Annotated in this window: 13 protein-coding genes; 1 reads left to right on the top strand and 12 read right to left on the bottom strand. The window is 41.1% G+C overall.

Going from position 1 to position 18,827, the window contains the following annotated elements; genetic code table 11:
• Positions 1-54: 54 nt before the first annotated feature.
• A complete protein-coding gene (gene yrfG, locus ACGHEH_RS21005; RefSeq protein WP_390449523.1) occupies positions 55-711 on the top strand; it encodes a GMP/IMP nucleotidase in 657 nt (218 codons plus the stop codon).
• An 8-nt stretch (positions 712-719) separates the two neighbouring features.
• Here the strand turns inward: yrfG and ACGHEH_RS21000 are convergent, their stop codons facing one another.
• The 12 genes from ACGHEH_RS21000 to ACGHEH_RS20945 all read right to left on the bottom strand — a co-directional run bounded on the left by ACGHEH_RS21000 (position 720) and on the right by ACGHEH_RS20945 (position 18,673).
• Positions 720-1,340, bottom strand: a complete 621-nt coding sequence (locus ACGHEH_RS21000; RefSeq protein ID WP_390449520.1) for a dUTP diphosphatase — start codon at positions 1,338-1,340, stop codon at positions 720-722.
• Between the two features lie 52 nt (positions 1,341-1,392).
• Positions 1,393-3,735, bottom strand: a complete 2,343-nt coding sequence (locus tag ACGHEH_RS20995) for a fatty acid cis/trans isomerase (RefSeq protein ID WP_390449517.1) — start codon at positions 3,733-3,735, stop codon at positions 1,393-1,395.
• On the bottom strand, positions 3,735-4,100 hold the full coding sequence (locus ACGHEH_RS20990) for a hypothetical protein (protein WP_390449514.1): 366 nt from the start codon (positions 4,098-4,100) through the stop codon (positions 3,735-3,737). The genes ACGHEH_RS20995 and ACGHEH_RS20990 overlap by 1 nt, the downstream gene beginning before the upstream one ends.
• Before the next feature lie 107 nt (positions 4,101-4,207).
• Positions 4,208-4,873, bottom strand: a complete 666-nt coding sequence (locus tag ACGHEH_RS20985; protein WP_390449511.1) for an SDR family oxidoreductase — start codon at positions 4,871-4,873, stop codon at positions 4,208-4,210.
• A 56-nt stretch (positions 4,874-4,929) separates the two neighbouring features.
• A complete protein-coding gene (locus ACGHEH_RS20980; RefSeq protein ID WP_390449508.1) occupies positions 4,930-5,733 on the bottom strand; it encodes a VOC family protein in 804 nt (267 codons plus the stop codon).
• Positions 5,734-5,845: 112 nt separating this feature from the next.
• Positions 5,846-10,321, bottom strand: coding sequence for a hypothetical protein (locus ACGHEH_RS20975; protein ID WP_390449505.1), 4,476 nt, complete (start codon positions 10,319-10,321; stop codon positions 5,846-5,848).
• Positions 10,322-11,258: 937 nt separating this feature from the next.
• Positions 11,259-12,248, bottom strand: a complete 990-nt coding sequence (locus tag ACGHEH_RS20970) for a hypothetical protein (protein WP_390449502.1) — start codon at positions 12,246-12,248, stop codon at positions 11,259-11,261.
• A gap of 2 nt (positions 12,249-12,250) precedes the next feature.
• Complete coding sequence (locus ACGHEH_RS20965) at positions 12,251-13,189, bottom strand: autotransporter outer membrane beta-barrel domain-containing protein (RefSeq protein ID WP_390449499.1); 939 nt, start codon at positions 13,187-13,189, stop codon at positions 12,251-12,253.
• 387 nt (positions 13,190-13,576) lie between these two features.
• Positions 13,577-14,638: an OmpA family protein gene (locus ACGHEH_RS20960; RefSeq protein WP_390449496.1), complete on the bottom strand. Its 1,062-nt coding sequence runs from the start codon at positions 14,636-14,638 to the stop codon at positions 13,577-13,579.
• 125 nt (positions 14,639-14,763) lie between these two features.
• Positions 14,764-16,554 carry an ABC transporter ATP-binding protein gene (locus tag ACGHEH_RS20955; RefSeq protein WP_390449492.1) on the bottom strand — a complete coding sequence of 597 codons (1,791 nt, stop codon included), beginning with the start codon at positions 16,552-16,554 and terminating at the stop codon, positions 14,764-14,766.
• On the bottom strand, positions 16,554-17,975 hold the full coding sequence (locus ACGHEH_RS20950) for a YdiU family protein (RefSeq protein WP_390449488.1): 1,422 nt from the start codon (positions 17,973-17,975) through the stop codon (positions 16,554-16,556). The genes ACGHEH_RS20955 and ACGHEH_RS20950 overlap by 1 nt, the downstream gene beginning before the upstream one ends.
• Entirely contained in the window at positions 17,975-18,673 is a 699-nt protein-coding gene (locus ACGHEH_RS20945) for a DNA-3-methyladenine glycosylase I (protein WP_390449485.1), read from the bottom strand. Before ACGHEH_RS20945 ends, ACGHEH_RS20950 begins: the two co-directional genes overlap by 1 nt.
• Positions 18,674-18,827: the final 154 nt, after the last annotated feature.

The following is an 18,827-nucleotide window of genomic DNA, read 5'->3' as shown; positions in this document are numbered from 1 at the left end:
TATTTGCTAATATGGCAGTTAACTTAATCATAAAGCCTTTAACGACAAATGCCTATGTTAAATTGGTCAAAAATCGATACCGTTTTATTAGATATGGACGGTACACTGCTCGATCTGCATTTTGATAACCATTTTTGGTTAAATGTGATCCCCGAACAGCTCGCAAGAAAACACAAAATCAGTGTCGCAGAAGCTTTTGCTGATATAGAAAAACGCTACCAAGCTGTAGAAGGAAAAATACAGTGGTACTGCTTAGATTATTGGCAAAAAGAACTCGAACTGCCCATCATGGAACTGAAACGTGAGATACAACATTTGATCACTATACGTGACGACGTGCCGGAGTTTTTAAAGGCGTTAAAAGCCGCAGGAAAAGAGTTAATTCTCCTCACCAATGCGCACCCAGATAGCTTGAGCTTAAAAGTCGAACGCACGCAGTTTGATCAATACCTCGATAAGCTGATTTCAACCCATGAGTATGGCGTGAGTAAAGAAAGCCAAAGCTTATGGCAACAAGTCCAAGCCGACTTAGGGTTTGATAAAAGCAGAACTCTGTTTGTCGATGACAGTTTAAGCGTATTAGCTTCAGCTAAACAATATGGTATTGAGCACTTATTGGCAGTTGCTAACCCTGATAGCAAACAGCCAGTGAAAGACATCACTGGCTATTTATCAATTACTGACTATCGCACTTTATTACCGATAGCTTAGAGCAAATATTATGCAGGGTAACGCGCTTCAAGCCCTGCATAAACTTGCTTAGCAAAGTCCGCATGCTCTGTGTCTAAACTTTTCACAACTTCAACTAGATGCTCATTGTCTTCTTGCCCGTTCCATACTTTGATATAAGAACCGTCTTTATAACCATGATCTTGACGAAAGAAGTTCAGGGTATTTTTGCCAACATAACCACGATATAAATCATCAATGCTCATACCGATTTGCTGCATGCAACCAGCGAATGCTTGTGCGTTGAAAGACTTATCAGCCACCGCACTTGCCGCTAGCTGCTCAAGAGTTTGTTTAAAGTCTTCAGCAAGTTGCGGCTCGCTTAACTCTTTTTCCAGTTCAGTTGCTAGCTGCTCATAACTTTTAACGCCATCAATACGTAGCGATAGGCCGAAGTGGAAAATATCCACCAGCTCTAAAATCACTTGCTCAGTATCTGGCGTTTGCTTTTTCCACCACTTCCAACCGTAGTGGTCTAGCATTTCAGCACACTCAACCCAAATAGCGCGATACCATTCAAACCCTTGGTTAAACCATTGCTCATGAACCTTAGTGTTCATGGCGTTTTGCATTTCTAGCATAACAACTAGCTTTGTTGTGTTCGCAGACATGGTGCGCTTCCTAATTTCGTTTTTTAATTAACGACTATCATACCCAACAGAGTTATCTGTTCTCAAGTCGATTGTAATCAAACACCCCATATTCGATGCCCTTGTACTGCTTAGCAACCTCATGCAACAGGTCGCTGTATTGCCAAAATTGCGGATGGCTTCGACGTATTGCGAATTGCTCTTTTAGAGCTCTGTAGTCGGCCTCACTTTGCATGCTATGCAAATTTTCAACAAAGCTATGAACATGCTCCGAATTAGGTAAATACCATATGGCAGCAGGGTAATCTCCAATAAACCCCGGCACTAAGGTCGCAGTATCTTCATTGTAAGCACGCTGACCTTCTTCGTTTAATAAACTAGAAATATTGTAGTGCGCGTTATGATGAATAAGCGTATACGCTTTATGCTGCTCGCCGTGTTTGACCAAAATAAATGACACTTGAGGCAGTAAATTAATGGCTTTGCTCGGTAACAAATTTAATTTTGCCAATGGCTTAGGTACCAAGTTATAGGCATAACGCTCACTTAAAATAGGCTGCAAATGCTGTTTAAACTTGCTGTATAGCTCTAACTTAGGCTCAGAGGTGGTAAATTGCATCCCCGTTGGGGCAGCTAAAATGGTCTTACGATTTATAAACTCACTTAAGCTTAAATGCGACTTACGATACCAGTGGTTTTTGACTTTTTGTCTTTCAGCTTGCGGCAATAAATTTATAAAGTTTTGCTCACCCTCAAGACGTAAAAAGTCCATATATAAACGGGTAATGAGTTGATGCCCTACATTGCCATACACGTCAAAGCCGGCCACCAGCAAGTAATGAATACGCTCAAACAACGCATAGTCTAATAGCCACATGGTTTTTGGTGGCTGGCCAACAAAACCTTTTACCACAGTGGCACTGTCGAAGTGGCGAAATACTGTGAGTGCTGCATTACGGTTATGTCCTTCACCCTGCCAAATTAAGTCTGTGGTTAAATTGCTGCCATCGGCAAACACTTGATTCGCTAATTTCGTTTTAGCATTTAAATACTCATGCTGGCGTTTGGCATATTTAGCCCAACTTGAAAGAGGTAAGGCATTGCTTTGCTCTGCAGCAGGCAGCGCAAGTTCATCGTCATTTTGAATTAAGAACTCGGCCATTTTTGGTGAGCTATTTTTTTCAGGATCGACAAAGGCAACCCAAAAGTGATCGTTAATCACATTCAATGCAATTTGACCACGGCAAACTGGCCCTTTGATAAAGCCACTGATGATCAAATGCGCTTCGTCTAGCATAAACTGATATTTAGACTTAACGGGTAGCTGCGCAAAGCTCTTAAACGGATTCGAAGCGACCTCAGGCTCATAGCCTGGCAGGCTCGAAACCTGATAACCCGCTTCGATAAACTGTGCTTTTAAACGCGCTAACTTTCGATCATTAATTGCCAACGGCATATGGGTTTTCGACAATACTGTGCTGCGCTGATGTTGAAAACGGTAATATACGCGCTCAACGTTTGGCTCATCAAAAGGTCGGCGCGTCGCGATAATTTCAATCGTCTGCCCCGGTGGCGTTTTTGAGCGCACTAATTTAAAAAAGCTCGGCGAGTCTGATTTATTGGCTTCATCAAAGTAAATGTTCGCTAAATACCAATGCTCATAGATATAACGCGCTGACAAACGCGCCTTAAGGTTATCTTGGTTTAGAAACGCTTCCCAGATTTCAATTTGCGCAAGCTCAATTAAGGTCGGCGGGGAAATTTGGGCCATTTTAGCACCGCTTTTTAACCAGTCGTGCAGTACAACAAATTCACTTTGCTCTAACGCTGGCAAACCATAAGGCATACCCGCATGAGGCTGGTTTTGCGCATAACTGTCGAACTCTTCAATGCTCGGGCAAGTGGCCGTTCTGTCTAGGCTAAAATCAAATTCATCACCTAGCACTTGCTGTTTGGGCAATTCAGTATTTTGTTTTAATAATAATGAACGATACATCACAGAAGCTGCTAAGTTTGCATCTGCACTTTGCTGATGTTCGTTAAGCACCGCAGTAAAGCCTTTATCGCGCCATTGTTGTGTAGATGTGGCATCTATCAGTAAACGTGACGGTGTTTGCGCCAATAAACGTGTCCCGTCATACACAGGCTCCTTACTCAAGCCGCGATCAATACCTTCAGGAGAAGAGAGCTTTAGCTGGCAAGGTGCATCGTAACAACCGTGACACACCACACAGCGCTGCTCAATAATCGGCTTTACGTCATTTAGATAGTGCGTTGCATGAGGCGTATTTGCAACGACTTGACGTTGTTGTGTTTGCGCTGGCCCAAACAAAGTCTCGTAGTGGTTGGCTGCCAATGCAACACAACCACTTAGAAAAAGTAGGCAAGTAATAACAAGCCCTTTTTTAAAAGGCATTACGCCTCCTCTTCTTCGTCACCTAAATCAAATGTCGGCATCATTTCTACTGGAGGAGAAATAAAGACTTGCTCTCCACTACTGACGACAGCACTTAACACCGGACCTCGGTTAAGTAGTAACTGAGCTTGATGTGCTTCACTGATCACAGGTTTGAAATCTCTATTATCTGCAAATAGTTGATAGGTTTCTAAATTAATGCTGATGCTTTGATCTTCTGCAGGGTTTTGACAGAGGTTAGCTAGTAAGGTTTCGTCTAAGATCACACTCAAAGTTAAGTCAGAGGCTTCTAGGTCGCGCTGCTCAATGTGCTCATCGAGTAAAAAAAGCGGCAGTGTGAGTGGTGTGTTTTGTTCTAATTCCATGATAATTGTTCAGGATAAATGTTCATTGCCACAAGTTTAGCAAACCTAACCTGAACACGCGACGAACAGAAAGCATTGCCTGCCATCTGCTCGTAAATCATATGCTCTTACCAGGGTAAAATATCACCGTTTGAGTGCCAGAAGCTACCTGTATTGTCTAAGTTCAGCTCTTCTATGCGTTGCATTAATCGCTCTGCAGCAACTTGAGGGGAGATATCACCGGCAAAATTAACCATCTGAGTTTGCACAAAACCCGGGTGTAATAAGGCAACTGCGACACCCTTAGGCTTTAGTTCGTGCGCTAAACTAACACCGGCTGCATTGAGTGCCGCCTTTGACATACGATAGCCTATATAAGCACCTGAGCCATTATCAGCGATTGAGCCCATACGACTGGTGATCATCGCCACTTTACTGCCACTGTCTAAGTTAGCTTGCAAAGCGTGTGTGACTCGCACAGGCGCAACTGCATTGATCTGAAGCTGCGCATTAATGGCCTCAAAGTCCATACTGGCGAGGCTTTCGTTTTCAAAAATACCTGCGTTGTTAATAAGCACATCAATAGACTTACCGCTAAGCGCTGATGCTAATCGAGCAACATCATCACTTTTGCTTACATCAATACCTTCGATGATGTTAACCGATAACTCTTGTAGCTCAGTTGATGGCTTACGAACAACTGCGGTTACTTCATAACCTTGTGCTAAATACTGCATTGCGAATTCAAGGCCGATACCGCGATTTGCCCCTGTAATCACCACATGTTTTGTCATTGTATTCTCCTAGCATCTTTTAATGCTTACTGAACTTGGGGCAAATACTTTTAATATCAAGCATCCAAATCAATATCGTCATTACAAGACTGCATAATTGAGAAAACTGCGCCTTGCGGATCTGTGATGACGGCAAAACGCCCTATATTTGGAATATCGGTGGGTGGTACGCAAACCTGGCCACCTAGAGACGCCGCCTTCTCTGACATCGCATCACAATCAGCCACAGCAAAATAGATCATCCAATGGGGTGCAATACCCACCCACTCTTCAGTCATTTCTAGCATGCCAGCAATAGGCCCCTGTTCATTACAAAACAAGGTGTAATCCATGTTCTCCATTTTTTCGACTTGGACCTGCCAACCTAACAGCTCACTATAAAACTGCCCGATTTTTTCACTACCTCGACAAGCCAATTCATGCCAATAAGGGGTATTCTTCTCTAATGTTCTTTGTGTGCCAATATGCTCATTGGCTTGCCAAAATGCCACAAACGCACCGCCAGGGTCGCTAATCATTACCATACGGCCTGCGTTCATTACATCACAAGGACCATGAATGACGGTTGCCCTTAGCTGCTTTGCTTTATCGGCGATGGCATCAACATTTTCGACTGCAATATAGCCTAGCCAATGACTGGGAATATTCGCCTCTTTTTGCTCAGGCATCATTTGATACATGGCCGCGACATCATCAGCTTGCTTCTTTAGCATAGTGTAATAACAATCTTCACCGATAGGTTGATCATCAAACTGCCAGTCAAAGAGTTGTGTATAGAACTGTTTTCCGCCCGCCCAATCTGATGAACATAACTCAGCCCAACAAAATGCTGAAATGGGAGATGAAGTGACTTTGGCCATAGTTAATTCCTTGTTGTTGTTTGCATTTACTTATTAGTTGAACAGAGCTAAATTAGCAAGCAACAATAAAAAAGGCCCTCAATGGGCCTTTTAAATACTTAAAGATTAGCGATTAGTTCGGTGGACTAAAAAGTAGAGGCACGTGATCTTGTGCTGTACAAGTATTCCCTTTTAGGTACTTACACAAGGTTAAACCGTCTTTATTGTTACTGCCTGGGACTAGTTCAATAATAGTGCTGTTCCCACCCATAACTAATTCAAGTTTACCATCCAGGAAAGTAAACGGCACTGGATTACCGTCCCCGACAGTTAAGTCTCCCGTAGTTTCATCACTTTCATTTGTTGAATAGGTCATAGACCATGCTACGTAGCTACTACCCTCAGCTTGATACATAGTGAACCATAAGTGATAAGTTTCTAGCTTTTCAATATCCGTTGATTCGTTACGCTCACCAACGAATATGACGCCAGAATTAGGATACTCTTTTCCGTCAGCATCAAAGCTGCTGAATTCTCTTGCCCAGAAGTAACGCCCTTCATGCTCTGCTAACATTTGATAACGCATTTCAGCTTCGAGCACGCAGGTAGGTGACGGTTCACAGAGTCGTGTTCTTTCTTTTGTCTCAGGATTTAGATAGCGCGCTCGGACAACTTGACCATCCTCATAACGGCCTTGATAAGAGCTTTTGCCTGTACCAAATACAAACGTCAGATATGAATCATCCTCATCTTCAGGGTAGATTTCAGTACCATTTTGGCCACTGACCTGCTCTGCACCATCAAAGTAAATCCAGCGCCCTTGGTAGTCTTCTTTACTGAGTTCTGGTGCCATATCTTTGACAAGTATGCCTGAAACAATCTGACTTGAATAAATATCTGTCAAATCATCAAAGTTATCAACAAACTGGTAGCCTACTGATAAATCTTTAGTCATGTGCAAGTTATCAAACTCAGTATCCTCAAAGCTTAATTGTAATGCTCGCCCCATTACAGACCATGTAAAGTCACCATTTTCATCTGGTTCATCGAATGTCGATTTCACAGTGCCAGTGCCATCAGCCATAAATTCGACATGACTGATTTGGTGGCCGTCAACTCTATCATAAGCAACCCACTTACCAACAAAGTCGACCTCTGATAAATCTATGAAATCTCTTTCATAGTAAAGCTTACCCATAAAGTCATGATTAACGTCTCCGGTCATATAACCATCTGTGTAAACATCAACTCGTTCAGTGACTGCTACTTTCATTCCATCCATAGCGTCGAGCTGTACCGTATAACCATTGAGTTTATGTTCAGTCATCATGCTATCATCGGTATTGCTATAGATAACTGTTGGGTAAGTTAAATTAAGTTCAATCATACCTTCAGATGCGACATACCAGTTTACATCGTACTCACCCATTGGTGTTTTAACTTTACCATTACCCCATCTATCTAAACTTAAACCCAGTGTTTCGCCAAGGTAGAGATCTGAGTTATTGATAATAGAATTGCCCATTAGTGGCATCTGCTTCCAAATCTTCACCATGGAATCATCGGTGCAGCCCGATGGTAAAGAATAATTAAATGTGACGCCCGAACACGTAACATCCGAAGCAGCATCGCATACTAGGGCTTCGCCATCATTATTTTGCAACGTATCAAATATTATTTGCGTATCAGTTGTTTGGTAGTTCCCGCGCTCAAAACCAATGTAACCATTTTCTTCTGCCCACTGAATAGCAAAGTAGCGACTCTCAGGTAACAGCATAAGTAAAGCCGAATCATCTAATAGCCCCCATGTACCTTCAACACCTTCAGACGCAAAACTTACTTTACTAAAAGAGATTGACCCCTCATCAGTGCCCCCCAACACAAACTCAGTGTCAGATACGCTGTATTCAAAAGAAACACCTGAGCAACCTTGCCCCGCTGGTGCATCACATACTAAAGCTTCACCATCATGGTTTTGCTCTGTTTCAAATGTAATGCTGTTACCGTTAGTTGTATAAGCACCTCTTTCAAAACCTATAAAGCCATTTTCTTCTGTCCATTGAATGGCAAAATATCTGCTGTCAGGCAAGAACATGAAGATGACATTGTCATTCGCCAGTTCCCAAACACCTTCTAAACCCGAAGTCGCAAAACCAACTTTGTGGAATCCAACAGAACCTTCTCCCTCAATCTCGAATGACAGCCCCGAAGAAGGGTATAAGCAGGCCTGAATGTATTCCTGAGAACTATCTATTATCTCTAGGGTATACTTAGCTCCATCAACAAAGTAAACAATATTGCCGCCTTCAAAGTTAAAGTTGTAACTTTGCTCTCCAAAGGTAATGACACCGTCAAATTCTTCACTATCACGATTCATCTTCACCATCATCAAGTTACCCATGACATCTTGTACCCACACATAGGTATCGCCATAATTTGGTAATGTTTGATCAAAGGCTGTGATACTTAAATCACTGTCATATTCAAAGATAAACAGTGCAGATTCGCTGACCTCCATCATGCCTTGCTCATTCATCCATAAGAACGTACGTTTTAGGTAATAACGATCATTCACCATAGCGAGAATTTCATGATTAGTAATGCCAATCAAAGCACAATCGTCACGCGCTTCTAGACAACTTTCAACGCGATTACCATTTTGCATATAGACTTTACGCACCATGGTATTGCCATCAATATCCCATACATAATCACTGCGCTCTAAACCAAAATAGATTGACCCATCAGGATATAAATCCATGTAGTAACTTTGATTCAAGCCATAGAAACCATGCCAACGGCCAGACATTGTGCTTTCATTTACCGTGACATCTGAAGGCTTGATAAGTAAACCATATTCAGTATTTGGCCACTCATCGTCAGTCGTATCTAGCGTAACGACTTGATATCCCGCATCCAGTACTTTGGTTAACCAAATTGAAGCCGAGCCTTCATATTCAAGTGTTTGTTTGGTGTCATCGGTAAAGTCTTTATAGTCGACAATAATAGCGCGCCCATCAATGCGCCATGTCACTTCTTCATCAGAGAATTCAGTGGTGATTGTGCCATCTGCATTAAAAATAAGTTTTGACACTTGCTCTTCAGGTTCGTCATTAAGTGTGAAATCTCTATCATCTAAGTCCAAATACCAGAGACCACCGTCTGAAGTGAGTATCTCAGTAGTGGGGGCTGAGGTTTGACTCTTGCTAATAAGATTACTGATATAGGTGACTGTCTCTGAATCTTGAGCAGCGCCATCCAATGTTTGGAAAACCGTTTCAGTGACTTCAACGGTTCTAAATACCTCATTTTCACCAAGTACCAGTATACTCATGCCGGTAACAAACGTTTCAACTCGCTGCTTAGTTTCATCTTCAAGGGTATTTTCAGATACAGACTTTTTCAAAGGCTCTGCAAATGTCAGTGCTAACTTGTTGCCATCTAGCGCCCAGCTACTTATCGCTTGCTGATCTATGCCATGAATAACCCCAGTGTTATCTTCTTTTAAACTGACATGGTAAGCGATATTGTTGTAATAACGAGGTGACTGAAGTATGTACTCACCCACTAAGCTACCCGATGGACCCGTTACCAGATCAGTATCTTCTTTAATTTCAGTTTTCGTTTTCTCGATTATAGTTGGATCTTTCTCATTTACCTCAGCCTCAAACGCTTCTGCAATTTCAGTCGATGAGACGAGTTCAAGGGTATTCTCTACTCCCTCTGGCAAATCAAAGTCTGGGTTATCAACAACCACTTTGATTAAGGTTGCAAGCTGTAACTTTTCATCAGCATCCACGTTCAAGAGTGCTGATTTAAGTGCTTCATCATCTTTCGGGGTTTCGCCATCACGCGTCATGATGGCATATTCTGCGGTTGTGACATTAGTGACATTCACTGAGAAGTTTTCGTCCTTTTGTAGTACACCGTCTTCACCAGCTTGCTCGATTACTGTCTCTACTGAATTAAGCAATGACCAAAACTCAACCTTGCTTTGCTCACCGGTTCCTCGTGCTTTAATTTGCACCAGATCTTTAACCTCAGACTCATCCACAATCAATTCAAGTGAATAACTACCATCATTGCCTGCTTGAACTTGTGCTGAAGAGCCACCTGCAGAAATAGTGACATTGGCATTAGGAATAGGTTCGTCTGTCACAATACCGGTAATAGAAACTGATGATACTTTGCGCTTTATCATAACAGTATGTTGCGCTTGTGCAGTTTTGGCCGTCGAGCCGTTATCAGTTACGGTGATAGTAAAAGTAACTTCAATGTCTTCAGAGATATCTGGACTCGTTACTGTTAACGTACTTGTATCTTGCCCACTGAGCGTTAAATCAAGATTAGAGCTAGTTGACCAAGCATATGTACTAATTTCACCATCTTCATCAGAAGCTGCTGCTGTGAGCGAGAATTCAGTTTGCTCTTTAGCTTCAGCGACTGCGTCAATAGATACGGTTGGTGCTTTATTCTCTGGCGTTGGGGTTGGATCTGGTGTTGGTGTCGGTGCTGGGTCATCTGATCCCCCACCGCATGCTGTTAAGAGAAGACTAAAAGCTATTGGCGCAAGTAGCGAGCGCCTGTCTTTGTATAATCCTGTTTTCATGACTTATCCTGTGCAGTTTTTATCGCGCTAAAGCCTCAGCGAAAGCACTTTATTCAAAATGACGGCAAAATAAGCGTAGGTTAAGTTTTAAGCGAACAGTTGTTTATTTCTGTCTATAGAATAAAAAAATCTAAAAATAGAATTTAATATCCATTTTATTAATTAAGAGGGTTATTTAGGGCGAAAAAGCGCGCCTCGAAAGGCACGTTTTCAATTCTTAATTAAGAATTGTGGTTATTAGAGCAACGCTTATTACTGTGCTACAAACCCAGCCTTAATTTCACATATATCAGTTACTGGTCCAACTTAAGCGTCGTGCCCTGAAAAGAGAACTCACCAAGGCAGCCAGCTATACTCTTCTTTGTCATCGTGTAATTAGTGTAAGGATATAGTTCAACCATATAGATGCTCTCATGGCTAATGAAGAAACCACTCCAACCTACCCATCACTCGATAATGTAATCAACACTGAATAGGCGTTGCTGTAATGAAGGTTATAATAGCCAAGTTCATTTTTAAGCTTCTCAAACTCGGCTACTACCTCATCTGAAAAAGGTGTTAAATAAAAGTGCAGCCATGCTACCCGTATCATCAATAGCTTCAATACCTGTTGCTGAATGTAAATGTGTATTTGCTACATCAACAGGTGTCAGTAGTGGATTTGCATCTATTACTAAACCCGTAAAACAACAAGTTCTGCATTTTGACTTTCATCAATGCGTGAATGCAACTTGTGCTTTGGCCTCTGTCAGCACCTCTATAATTACTATTGTTTTTTATTTTCAGGGGAATGTAAACTTTCTTGGTAAATGCATACAAGTTATGGTTTCCATTTCCAAATATGTATGCAAGGGCAAACTCCATATCAATAGAATTAATAAGTCCATTTGCGAATATATTTTATATCGCTATGAAATGACTGAAATATTTTTGATTATTATAATGCGTTTTTCAGTTCATTTAGTTGATCTAAAAAGCTTAAATGCCTCAAGTCTCCCAACCCTGCTTTTTGAGTTAGTTGGAATAATTGTGTTTCAAGTGCTAAAAGTTGTGCCTCTACACTTTCGTTCTTAAGTGCCAGCTCTCGTAGTTTATGCTCAGAGAAAAGACTGTTTATACGCTGTATTTGTAGCTCAGCAAGTCGCGTTTTATTTTTAATACTGTCATAGTCTCGAACATTATTTCTTGCAAAAATTTGGGCTGCTTCAGCTGTGCCTTTTACATTGGCATATACTGATGGCAAAACTTCTGACTTTTCTGAATTTGCTAATGACTTTAGCTGTGAAAACACTTCACCTAAGTAAAACTGTTCCACAGCGTCTTGTTCGAGATTATGTAAGCGCTGACTAAATTCAGGCAAATACCCTTCAACTTTGGCTTGCTCACCCTCAATTAAAAGCGATTTTAATTCATCATGACGCTCAACTAATTGTGCGTATTGTTTTGAGAAGCTCTTTTGCGTTTCAATATTATCTAAAACTAAAAAATGTGCCCTGATCGGTTCTAGAACTGCAACAATGGCATTTTTTGAGTTCTCAGCATTTGTGATCAGCGCAATAATATTTTGTGACTGCTCCATGACTTCATCAGCAATCGTATTAGAAGAAAATAAAGATGCTTTATCTAAAGCCCTCTCAGGCTTAGCCTGAAGCTCGGCAAACTCATCTTGTAAATCACTCCAAACTTTATTGGCATCTTGCACACGATCTGGATCATAATCAATTAATGATTGAGAAGAAGCTGTTTGCATCGCTGTTTGTGCTAATGTGTAAGCCTCCTGGGCTTTGCTATAAGCCGCTTGAACTTGTGCTTGATCAACTTGTTTACTTCCGACTAAACCACCTAACCCTCCAGGTACGGCATCGAGTGTTTTACAACCTGATAGGGATAAAGCGGTTATCGCTACAACGATCGCTGTTTTTCTCATTTTTAGTAGCTCCATTGCACACCGGCTGAAATTGATACATTCTCAAACTTAATATTAGGCACTGTTCTACGACGACCATCTACTTCTTCTGAAATTTTATCGCGCTCTTTATATTGCGCATCTACGCCGACCATCAATGCGATGTGATCCATAAGTTGGTAGCGTAAACCTGCTCTGCCCATTACTCCCCAACCATTAAAGCTATCTGTTAGTGTCACAGATTCAATACTGGTATTTTGAGTTCGAGAATAAAATGGCGTACTGATCTCTGTTTCTGCATACCAACTCACATTATTAAAAGTGTCAGCCAAGCGACTATCGTAACGAATACCAACGGCGCCTAAAATGCCCATTTGGTCTTCGGTAATCGAAATAACCGGTGTTAAATAACTCGGATTGTTAGCGAGAATATCTGTAGCCTCTTTACGCTGACCAGGTAAATCGAACCTTGGCAAGTCATCTCCTTCACCTAGCGCTTTTAAAGCTTCATCAAAACTATTTGCACCAGCCCCTAGTTTGAAGCTTGAACGCGTAAAGCTAGACGTATGAATGCGTGTTCCAAAAGTAAGTTGCACAGATTTGGTTAAGTTATATGCCATAGACAAAGCTATTTCATTCGCTTTAATTTTAAAGTCATTTTGCTGAACATCACCAAACTTTTCAGCCGTCCATACTTCAGTATCAATAGACGTTGCAATAGTTGCTGCACTGGCAATATAAAACCCCCAGTCATCATCAATACCAGTATAAGAAAGCTGACGAATGGCAGGGTTAGTAACAGAAGCCTTTTGTTTTAAATCCGTAATGCTCGCAACATTATTTAATTGCTCACTATAGTCAATGGACTCGAAGCCCAAACGCACTTCACTAAAAGACGGATTCGGAGCAGCTGTGGCAATAGTTGAAAGTAGAATACTAGAAAGGAAAAAAACCTTTTTCATAATTAAACCTTGAGCTAAAAGTGAGTAATTCAAGGTTAAGTGTAGCTCAATCCCTGATTACAACTTATTCATTGATTGTACAATTTTAATACAGGTCAATGCTTAGTCAAGAAAGATGATTAACAGAAGCTTAATAGCTCAAATACACTTTCAGCAATAATAAAGTTAGTGATAGTAATTTAATGAAGTCGAACTCAGAACTATTCCAAAGCCCTCTATATCTTTTTACATTAAGGGCCCCCTTGATGATGGTATTGTTTATAGCCACTTTTACTTAAGTTCCTTACTCGAACAAGTTTGCTTTTTAAGAGTTTTGAGCTCAAACAATCAACAGATAAACAATAAGCCAGCATAAGCTGACTTGTTATTTATCTGTGCACTTTACTTTTAGCGCTTCACTTTTACACGTTTAACCGAAATCAATTTCGCTTCTACACGTCTATTTTGTGCATGTGCTTCTTCAGTGTTAGCTGTGTTCTTTAAACGCTCCTCACCGTAACCGATTGCGCTCACTCGACTCGCGTCAATACCTTCTGAGATTAATTGCTTCGCAACTGAATCTGCACGCTTTTGAGATAGCCATTTATTATATTCTGCCTTACCAACTGCCGATGTGTGCCCTTCTAAACGTACGGTTGTTTCAGGGAATTCATTCAAGAATTTCACTACTGCATCAATGTCATTTAAATATTGCTGAGAAACAGCTGAGTTATTATTTGGGAAGCGAACTAATAAACTTACTGTCACTTCTTCATCTTTATAAAGCGTACAACCACTTGCATCTACCGCTTCTGACATTGGCGTATTAGCACAGCGGTCTTCAGCATCAATGATACCATCTTTGTCGGCATCTTTAGGTGCTTGAACAACAGGTTTTGGTTCAGGCTTAGCAATTGGTGCTGGTGCAGGGGCTGCTTTAACAGGTTTTGAAGAAGTAGCACCAAATGCATAGTTAATACCCAACTTTGCACCTACATCGGTGTAGCCACGATCAAGACCTTGATAAAGTGCTGTTTCAGCATTTACAAATAAGTTATCTGTTAAATGGTGGCGATAGCCGGCACCCACATTAGCAAATGTATTTGATGTAAAAGCATCGATTGATTTAATGCCAAACAATGCATAGAAAGGGCCACCATCAAAGTGATAAAGTCCATCAACACCAAAACGATCACCGCTTAAAGAACCAGTTCTTGAACCTGACAAATCAAAGTCCATATCGGCGTATTCTAAACGTGCACTCCAGTAGTCGTTAAAACGATAGCCTAACTCAGCGCCCCATGATGTTGAGTCGTCGACATTAACACCAGCTACATCGCGTACTTGTTGCCACTTAGCTTTATAATAGTCGCCAAATACACCAAGGTATACACCTTCCTTTTGCTCTTTAGCATTAACTGCCGATGTAGCTAGAATAGCTACTGCAAGGCTTAGCACTTTTAATTTCATTGTCATTCCCCATTTATAATCAAAATAAGCGATTCTATCCATCGCTTGTGTGTGATTATAATAGAAGAACAAAACTTAATCTTCACTTAATACTTTAATATTAAGTTGTTCATTTAATATTCATATTACAATTGGTGAGAAAATAGCGTCTGATATAAGCCTTCTTTGCTTATCAGTGTTTTATGCTCACCAAATGCAGAGACCTTCCCATCATCCAGTACATAGATTAAATCAGCTTGAGAAATTGCACTCAGCCTATGAGCAATAATCAGAGTTGTTCGATTTTTTAAAAATTGAGTTAAGTTACGATGAATTCTGGCTTCAGTTTCTATGTCTAATGCTGATGTCGCTTCATCTAAAATAACCACTTTAGGATCTGCCAATACCATTCTAGCGATTGCCAAACGTTGCTTTTGTCCACCAGACAAACGCACTCCATTACGGCCAATTAAAGCATCTAGTTGTTCATCTAGTTTTTCTATGGTGTCTGTTAGCTCTGCAATGGCCAAAGCATGCCATAATTGCTCATCAGTAAACTGGCCACCCATTGATAGGTTTTCTCTCACTGAGGCATTGAGCATAACGGGCTGTTGAAGTACGGTCGCAACGTGCTCTCTTACTTGCGGGTAGCCAACCTGCTCAATTTGTTTATCATCAATAAAAATACGACCAGATTGCTTCTCATATAGACCGAGTAACAGCTGCACTAACGTTGATTTACCACCACCTGAAACAGCTACAATCGCCACTTTCTTACCAGCTGGAATGTGCATGGAAACATTTTTGAGCACCGGCTGCTCGCTGTGATAACCAAAGTTAACCTGTTCAAAGCGAATATCCACTTGCGGATTTTTAAATGCTTGAACACTTGGAGAAGTTGCCGGTTTCTCCGTTTCAAAGGCAAATACTTGGTTCAAACGCTGCAATGCAGCGGATGCACCATAATAGGCATACTGCATGCCTAATAGCTCTTGTACTGGTCCCATCATAAACCAGAGATAGCCAAACACAGCGAAAATTTGCCCTACAGTTAGGTCTGCAAATACCACCATGATCATCGCGATAGCTCTAAAAACTTCGAAACCTAACAAGAAAATAGTAAAACTAAGACGACTTACAGCATCAGTCTTCCATTGTGATTGAACAGAATAATACTTTAGGTCTTTGGCTGTTACTTTCACTTGCTCGAAATATTTACCTTCACGGCGAATTGCTTTTAGCTGTGCAATCGCATCTAAAGTTTCTACCAGCGAAGACTGAAATGCCTCAAATGCGCCATTTTCTTTTTTCTTGAGATCTTTTACCCGCTTTCCAAACTGTCTTGAGAAATAAATAACAGCAGGGTTCAACAGTAGAATAATAGCCCCTAATGTTAGGTCTATCCAAAGCAAAATAACTGCGGTGCCTATAATAGTTAACAAGCTAATTAGAAACCGTGACAAGGTTTGGCTAATAAAGTTATCGAGTGTTTCAACGTCAGTAATACAGCGAGAGCTGATCGCGCCACCACCTTGCGTTTCATATTCCTTAAGCTGTACGAGTGGCAAATGATTTAACAACAAGCTGCGAACTTGAAAACTGATGTCTTTCCCAATGATGGTAAACTGTCGAGATTGCAAAACGCCTAATACCAATGCCGTTAAACGCATCAGCACAACACTCAATAAGACAAACAGAATATAGCCAACTGCATTATGTGCAGAATCTGGCAAAAGTGTATTCATAAACTCAATGGCTGTGCCTGGCTTTTCGAGTAAAACTTCGTCGACTAATAAAGGCATCATTAAGGGGATAGGCACACTGACCAGCGCGGCCAATAGTGCAATAATATGGGCATAGATAAGCGACTTACGATGTGCCAGCACACTCTGTTTGATTGTTTGCCAAGTTAGTGGCTCGCCAAAACTTATTTGCATTATGTACCACAGAAAGTTTGATAGGTTTCAGGTTTAGAATGACGCGCGGTAAATACTGGGTCATATTCTTGATAATCATATGGGTTATTTAACATGGGTAGCCACTTTTCAAGTAAAGGGCTGTGTCCTTTTTCATAAAATTCCTCTATGACTTGTTCGACTAATTCATTGCGAGGAACTATGGCTGGGTTTGCCTTTGACATCAGAGTAGCCACCTCGGCAGCATCAAACAATGAGATCCTTGTCTGCCATTTTATTAACCATTCGTTTAATTCTGCAGGAAGCGTAAACAGCTCTTCTTTGTTTATTGCCAATGAGGTCAGTGCAGCAAAAGTATTGGTGTAATCTAGTTGATGAGTCTTCATTAACACCAACAATTCCGAGAGTAGCTCATTATCTGAATCTTGCCACTCTCGTAACCCGAGCTTCTGTGCCCACATAGTATGATAGGCTGCGTTGAAAGACTTAGAGAAATCACTCAGCACACCAGTCAGCTTTTCGAGCGCTTGTTCTTCATCACAGGCCATAATTAACATCAGTGATTCAGCTAAACGTGCGCAATTCCAGTGCGCGATATTTGGTTGCTGACCAAATGCATAGCGACCTTGCTTATCTATAGAGCTAAATACAGCATTGAAATCGAAAGCCTCAAGCATAGCGCACGGTCCAAAGTCGATGGTCTCGCCAGACACCAAACAATTGTCGGTATTCATAACACCATGAATAAAGCCCACTCTTAACCAGTCAATAATCAATGAGATTTGGTTGTTACAAACATGCTTTAAGAAATCACATACTCTATCATCGCCTTCTGATTGAATTTGTGGGTAATGCCGCTTAATCGCAAGTTCTAATAATCGTTCCATACCCGCTTTTTCTTGCTTTAAGGCTAAATACTGAAAAGAACCAACCCGTATATGGCTAGATGCCACGCGGCAAACGACCGCACCGGGCACATAGCCCTGCCTAAAAACATCATTACCTGTTGTGATTACAGACAAACATTCTGTCGTCTTAACCCCAAGGGACTGAATAGCTTGGCTCATCACAAACTCTCGTACTGCTGGGCCAAGTGCACAAAGGCCATCACCACCACGAGAAAATGGTGTAGCTCCAGAGCCTTTTAATTGCAAATCAGAGGGACTGTTACCTTGAGTAGTTCCTAAATAATGTGCCCTACCATCTCCAAGTGTTGGATTGAAATGACCAAATTGATGACCTGAATAGGCAAGTGCAGATGCTGAGATGCCTTCAACATAGCTTGAACCAGAAAGGTAAGAAACTGTTTCTTCTTCTGTCCAATTTAGCTCTAATCTTTCAAACAGTTCTTTGTTGAATAAAACCAGTTTGACTGAACTTGGTTGAGCCATAGGGTAATCAACAGCAAAGCCTTCTGTAATTTTCGCATAATCATTCTGCATTACTCACCCCCATCTACATTAACGTAGCTATCACCAACACTATAAGCAATAACCTGGCTTAGCGCAGTTAAAGACCACCCGCTTTCTTCTACTAGCTTATTAAAAAAAGACTGAATTGCCGTAAGAGATTTCTTTGTTTGCAAACCACCGTCAATTATTTTGTGTGCTCTAAGATAAGACTCTACATCTCGTGACAAAATAAATGTGTCTTTACCCATCGCACGTAATGCATAAGGCCCTGTGTTACCGCCTAATCGCGCCCCCTGTTTTTTTAGCTCTGCCCAAAGGCCAATAATGTTCTCTTCAGGCCAGTCGGCGATAAACTTAGCAAATGAGCCGTGTTTTTGTGCAATTTCATAGATCATGTAGCAATTATGTGGAATCGTTTGTACTTTCTTGAAGTTACGGATGATACGTTCATCCTGTGACTTGTCCTCTAGTTGCTCAGGCGACATCATCAGTAGTGCATCAATATCAAACTGCCAAAAAACCTCTTTAAAACCAGGCCACTTTGCATTGATCACTGACCAATAAAAACCACTTTGAAATACTTTCTTGGTAAACGCTTCGAGCCAAAGCGAATCTGAGTGTGCTAATAACGCTTGTTTAGTGAGTGGTGAGGATATTAACAGCTTCAGATTTTGCTCACCTAACTTTCTTTCACATGCTCTTTGATAAATCTCTTTGAAGGATTCCAAACCAATACCTGTCAATTAATTAAAACACTTAATACGCTGAGGATATCTAATGTGTTTAATGATAAAGGAATTTAGTGAAATAGTGCAAAGTTAATGACAGCGAGCAAGGCGAGTACATTTGCTTTGCGCAAGAAAGGTGTAAAAAGCTAGCGAC

This window comes from Pseudoalteromonas sp. MTN2-4, from assembly GCF_042848605.1.
In the GTDB taxonomy this organism is placed as follows: domain Bacteria; phylum Pseudomonadota; class Gammaproteobacteria; order Enterobacterales; family Alteromonadaceae; genus Pseudoalteromonas.
This window is presented reverse-complemented; position numbering and strand designations above follow the sequence as displayed.

Bases quoted from the DNA above. Each gene is read 5' to 3' on its own strand.
- yrfG (WP_390449523.1), top strand. From the start codon at position 55: ATGTTAAATTGGTCAAAAATCGATACCGTTTTATTAGATATGGACGGT.
- ACGHEH_RS21000 (WP_390449520.1), bottom strand. From the start codon at position 1,340: ATGTCTGCGAACACAACAAAGCTAGTTGTTATGCTAGAAATGCAAAAC.
- ACGHEH_RS20995 (WP_390449517.1), bottom strand. From the start codon at position 3,735: ATGCCTTTTAAAAAAGGGCTTGTTATTACTTGCCTACTTTTTCTAAGT.
- ACGHEH_RS20990 (WP_390449514.1), bottom strand. From the start codon at position 4,100: ATGGAATTAGAACAAAACACACCACTCACACTGCCGCTTTTTTTACTC.
- ACGHEH_RS20985 (WP_390449511.1), bottom strand. From the start codon at position 4,873: ATGACAAAACATGTGGTGATTACAGGGGCAAATCGCGGTATCGGCCTT.
- ACGHEH_RS20980 (WP_390449508.1), bottom strand. From the start codon at position 5,733: ATGGCCAAAGTCACTTCATCTCCCATTTCAGCATTTTGTTGGGCTGAG.
- ACGHEH_RS20975 (WP_390449505.1), bottom strand. From the start codon at position 10,321: ATGAAAACAGGATTATACAAAGACAGGCGCTCGCTACTTGCGCCAATA.
- ACGHEH_RS20970 (WP_390449502.1), bottom strand. From the start codon at position 12,248: ATGAGAAAAACAGCGATCGTTGTAGCGATAACCGCTTTATCCCTATCA.
- ACGHEH_RS20965 (WP_390449499.1), bottom strand. From the start codon at position 13,189: ATGAAAAAGGTTTTTTTCCTTTCTAGTATTCTACTTTCAACTATTGCC.
- ACGHEH_RS20960 (WP_390449496.1), bottom strand. From the start codon at position 14,638: ATGAAATTAAAAGTGCTAAGCCTTGCAGTAGCTATTCTAGCTACATCG.
- ACGHEH_RS20955 (WP_390449492.1), bottom strand. From the start codon at position 16,554: ATGCAAATAAGTTTTGGCGAGCCACTAACTTGGCAAACAATCAAACAG.
- ACGHEH_RS20950 (WP_390449488.1), bottom strand. From the start codon at position 17,975: ATGCAGAATGATTATGCGAAAATTACAGAAGGCTTTGCTGTTGATTAC.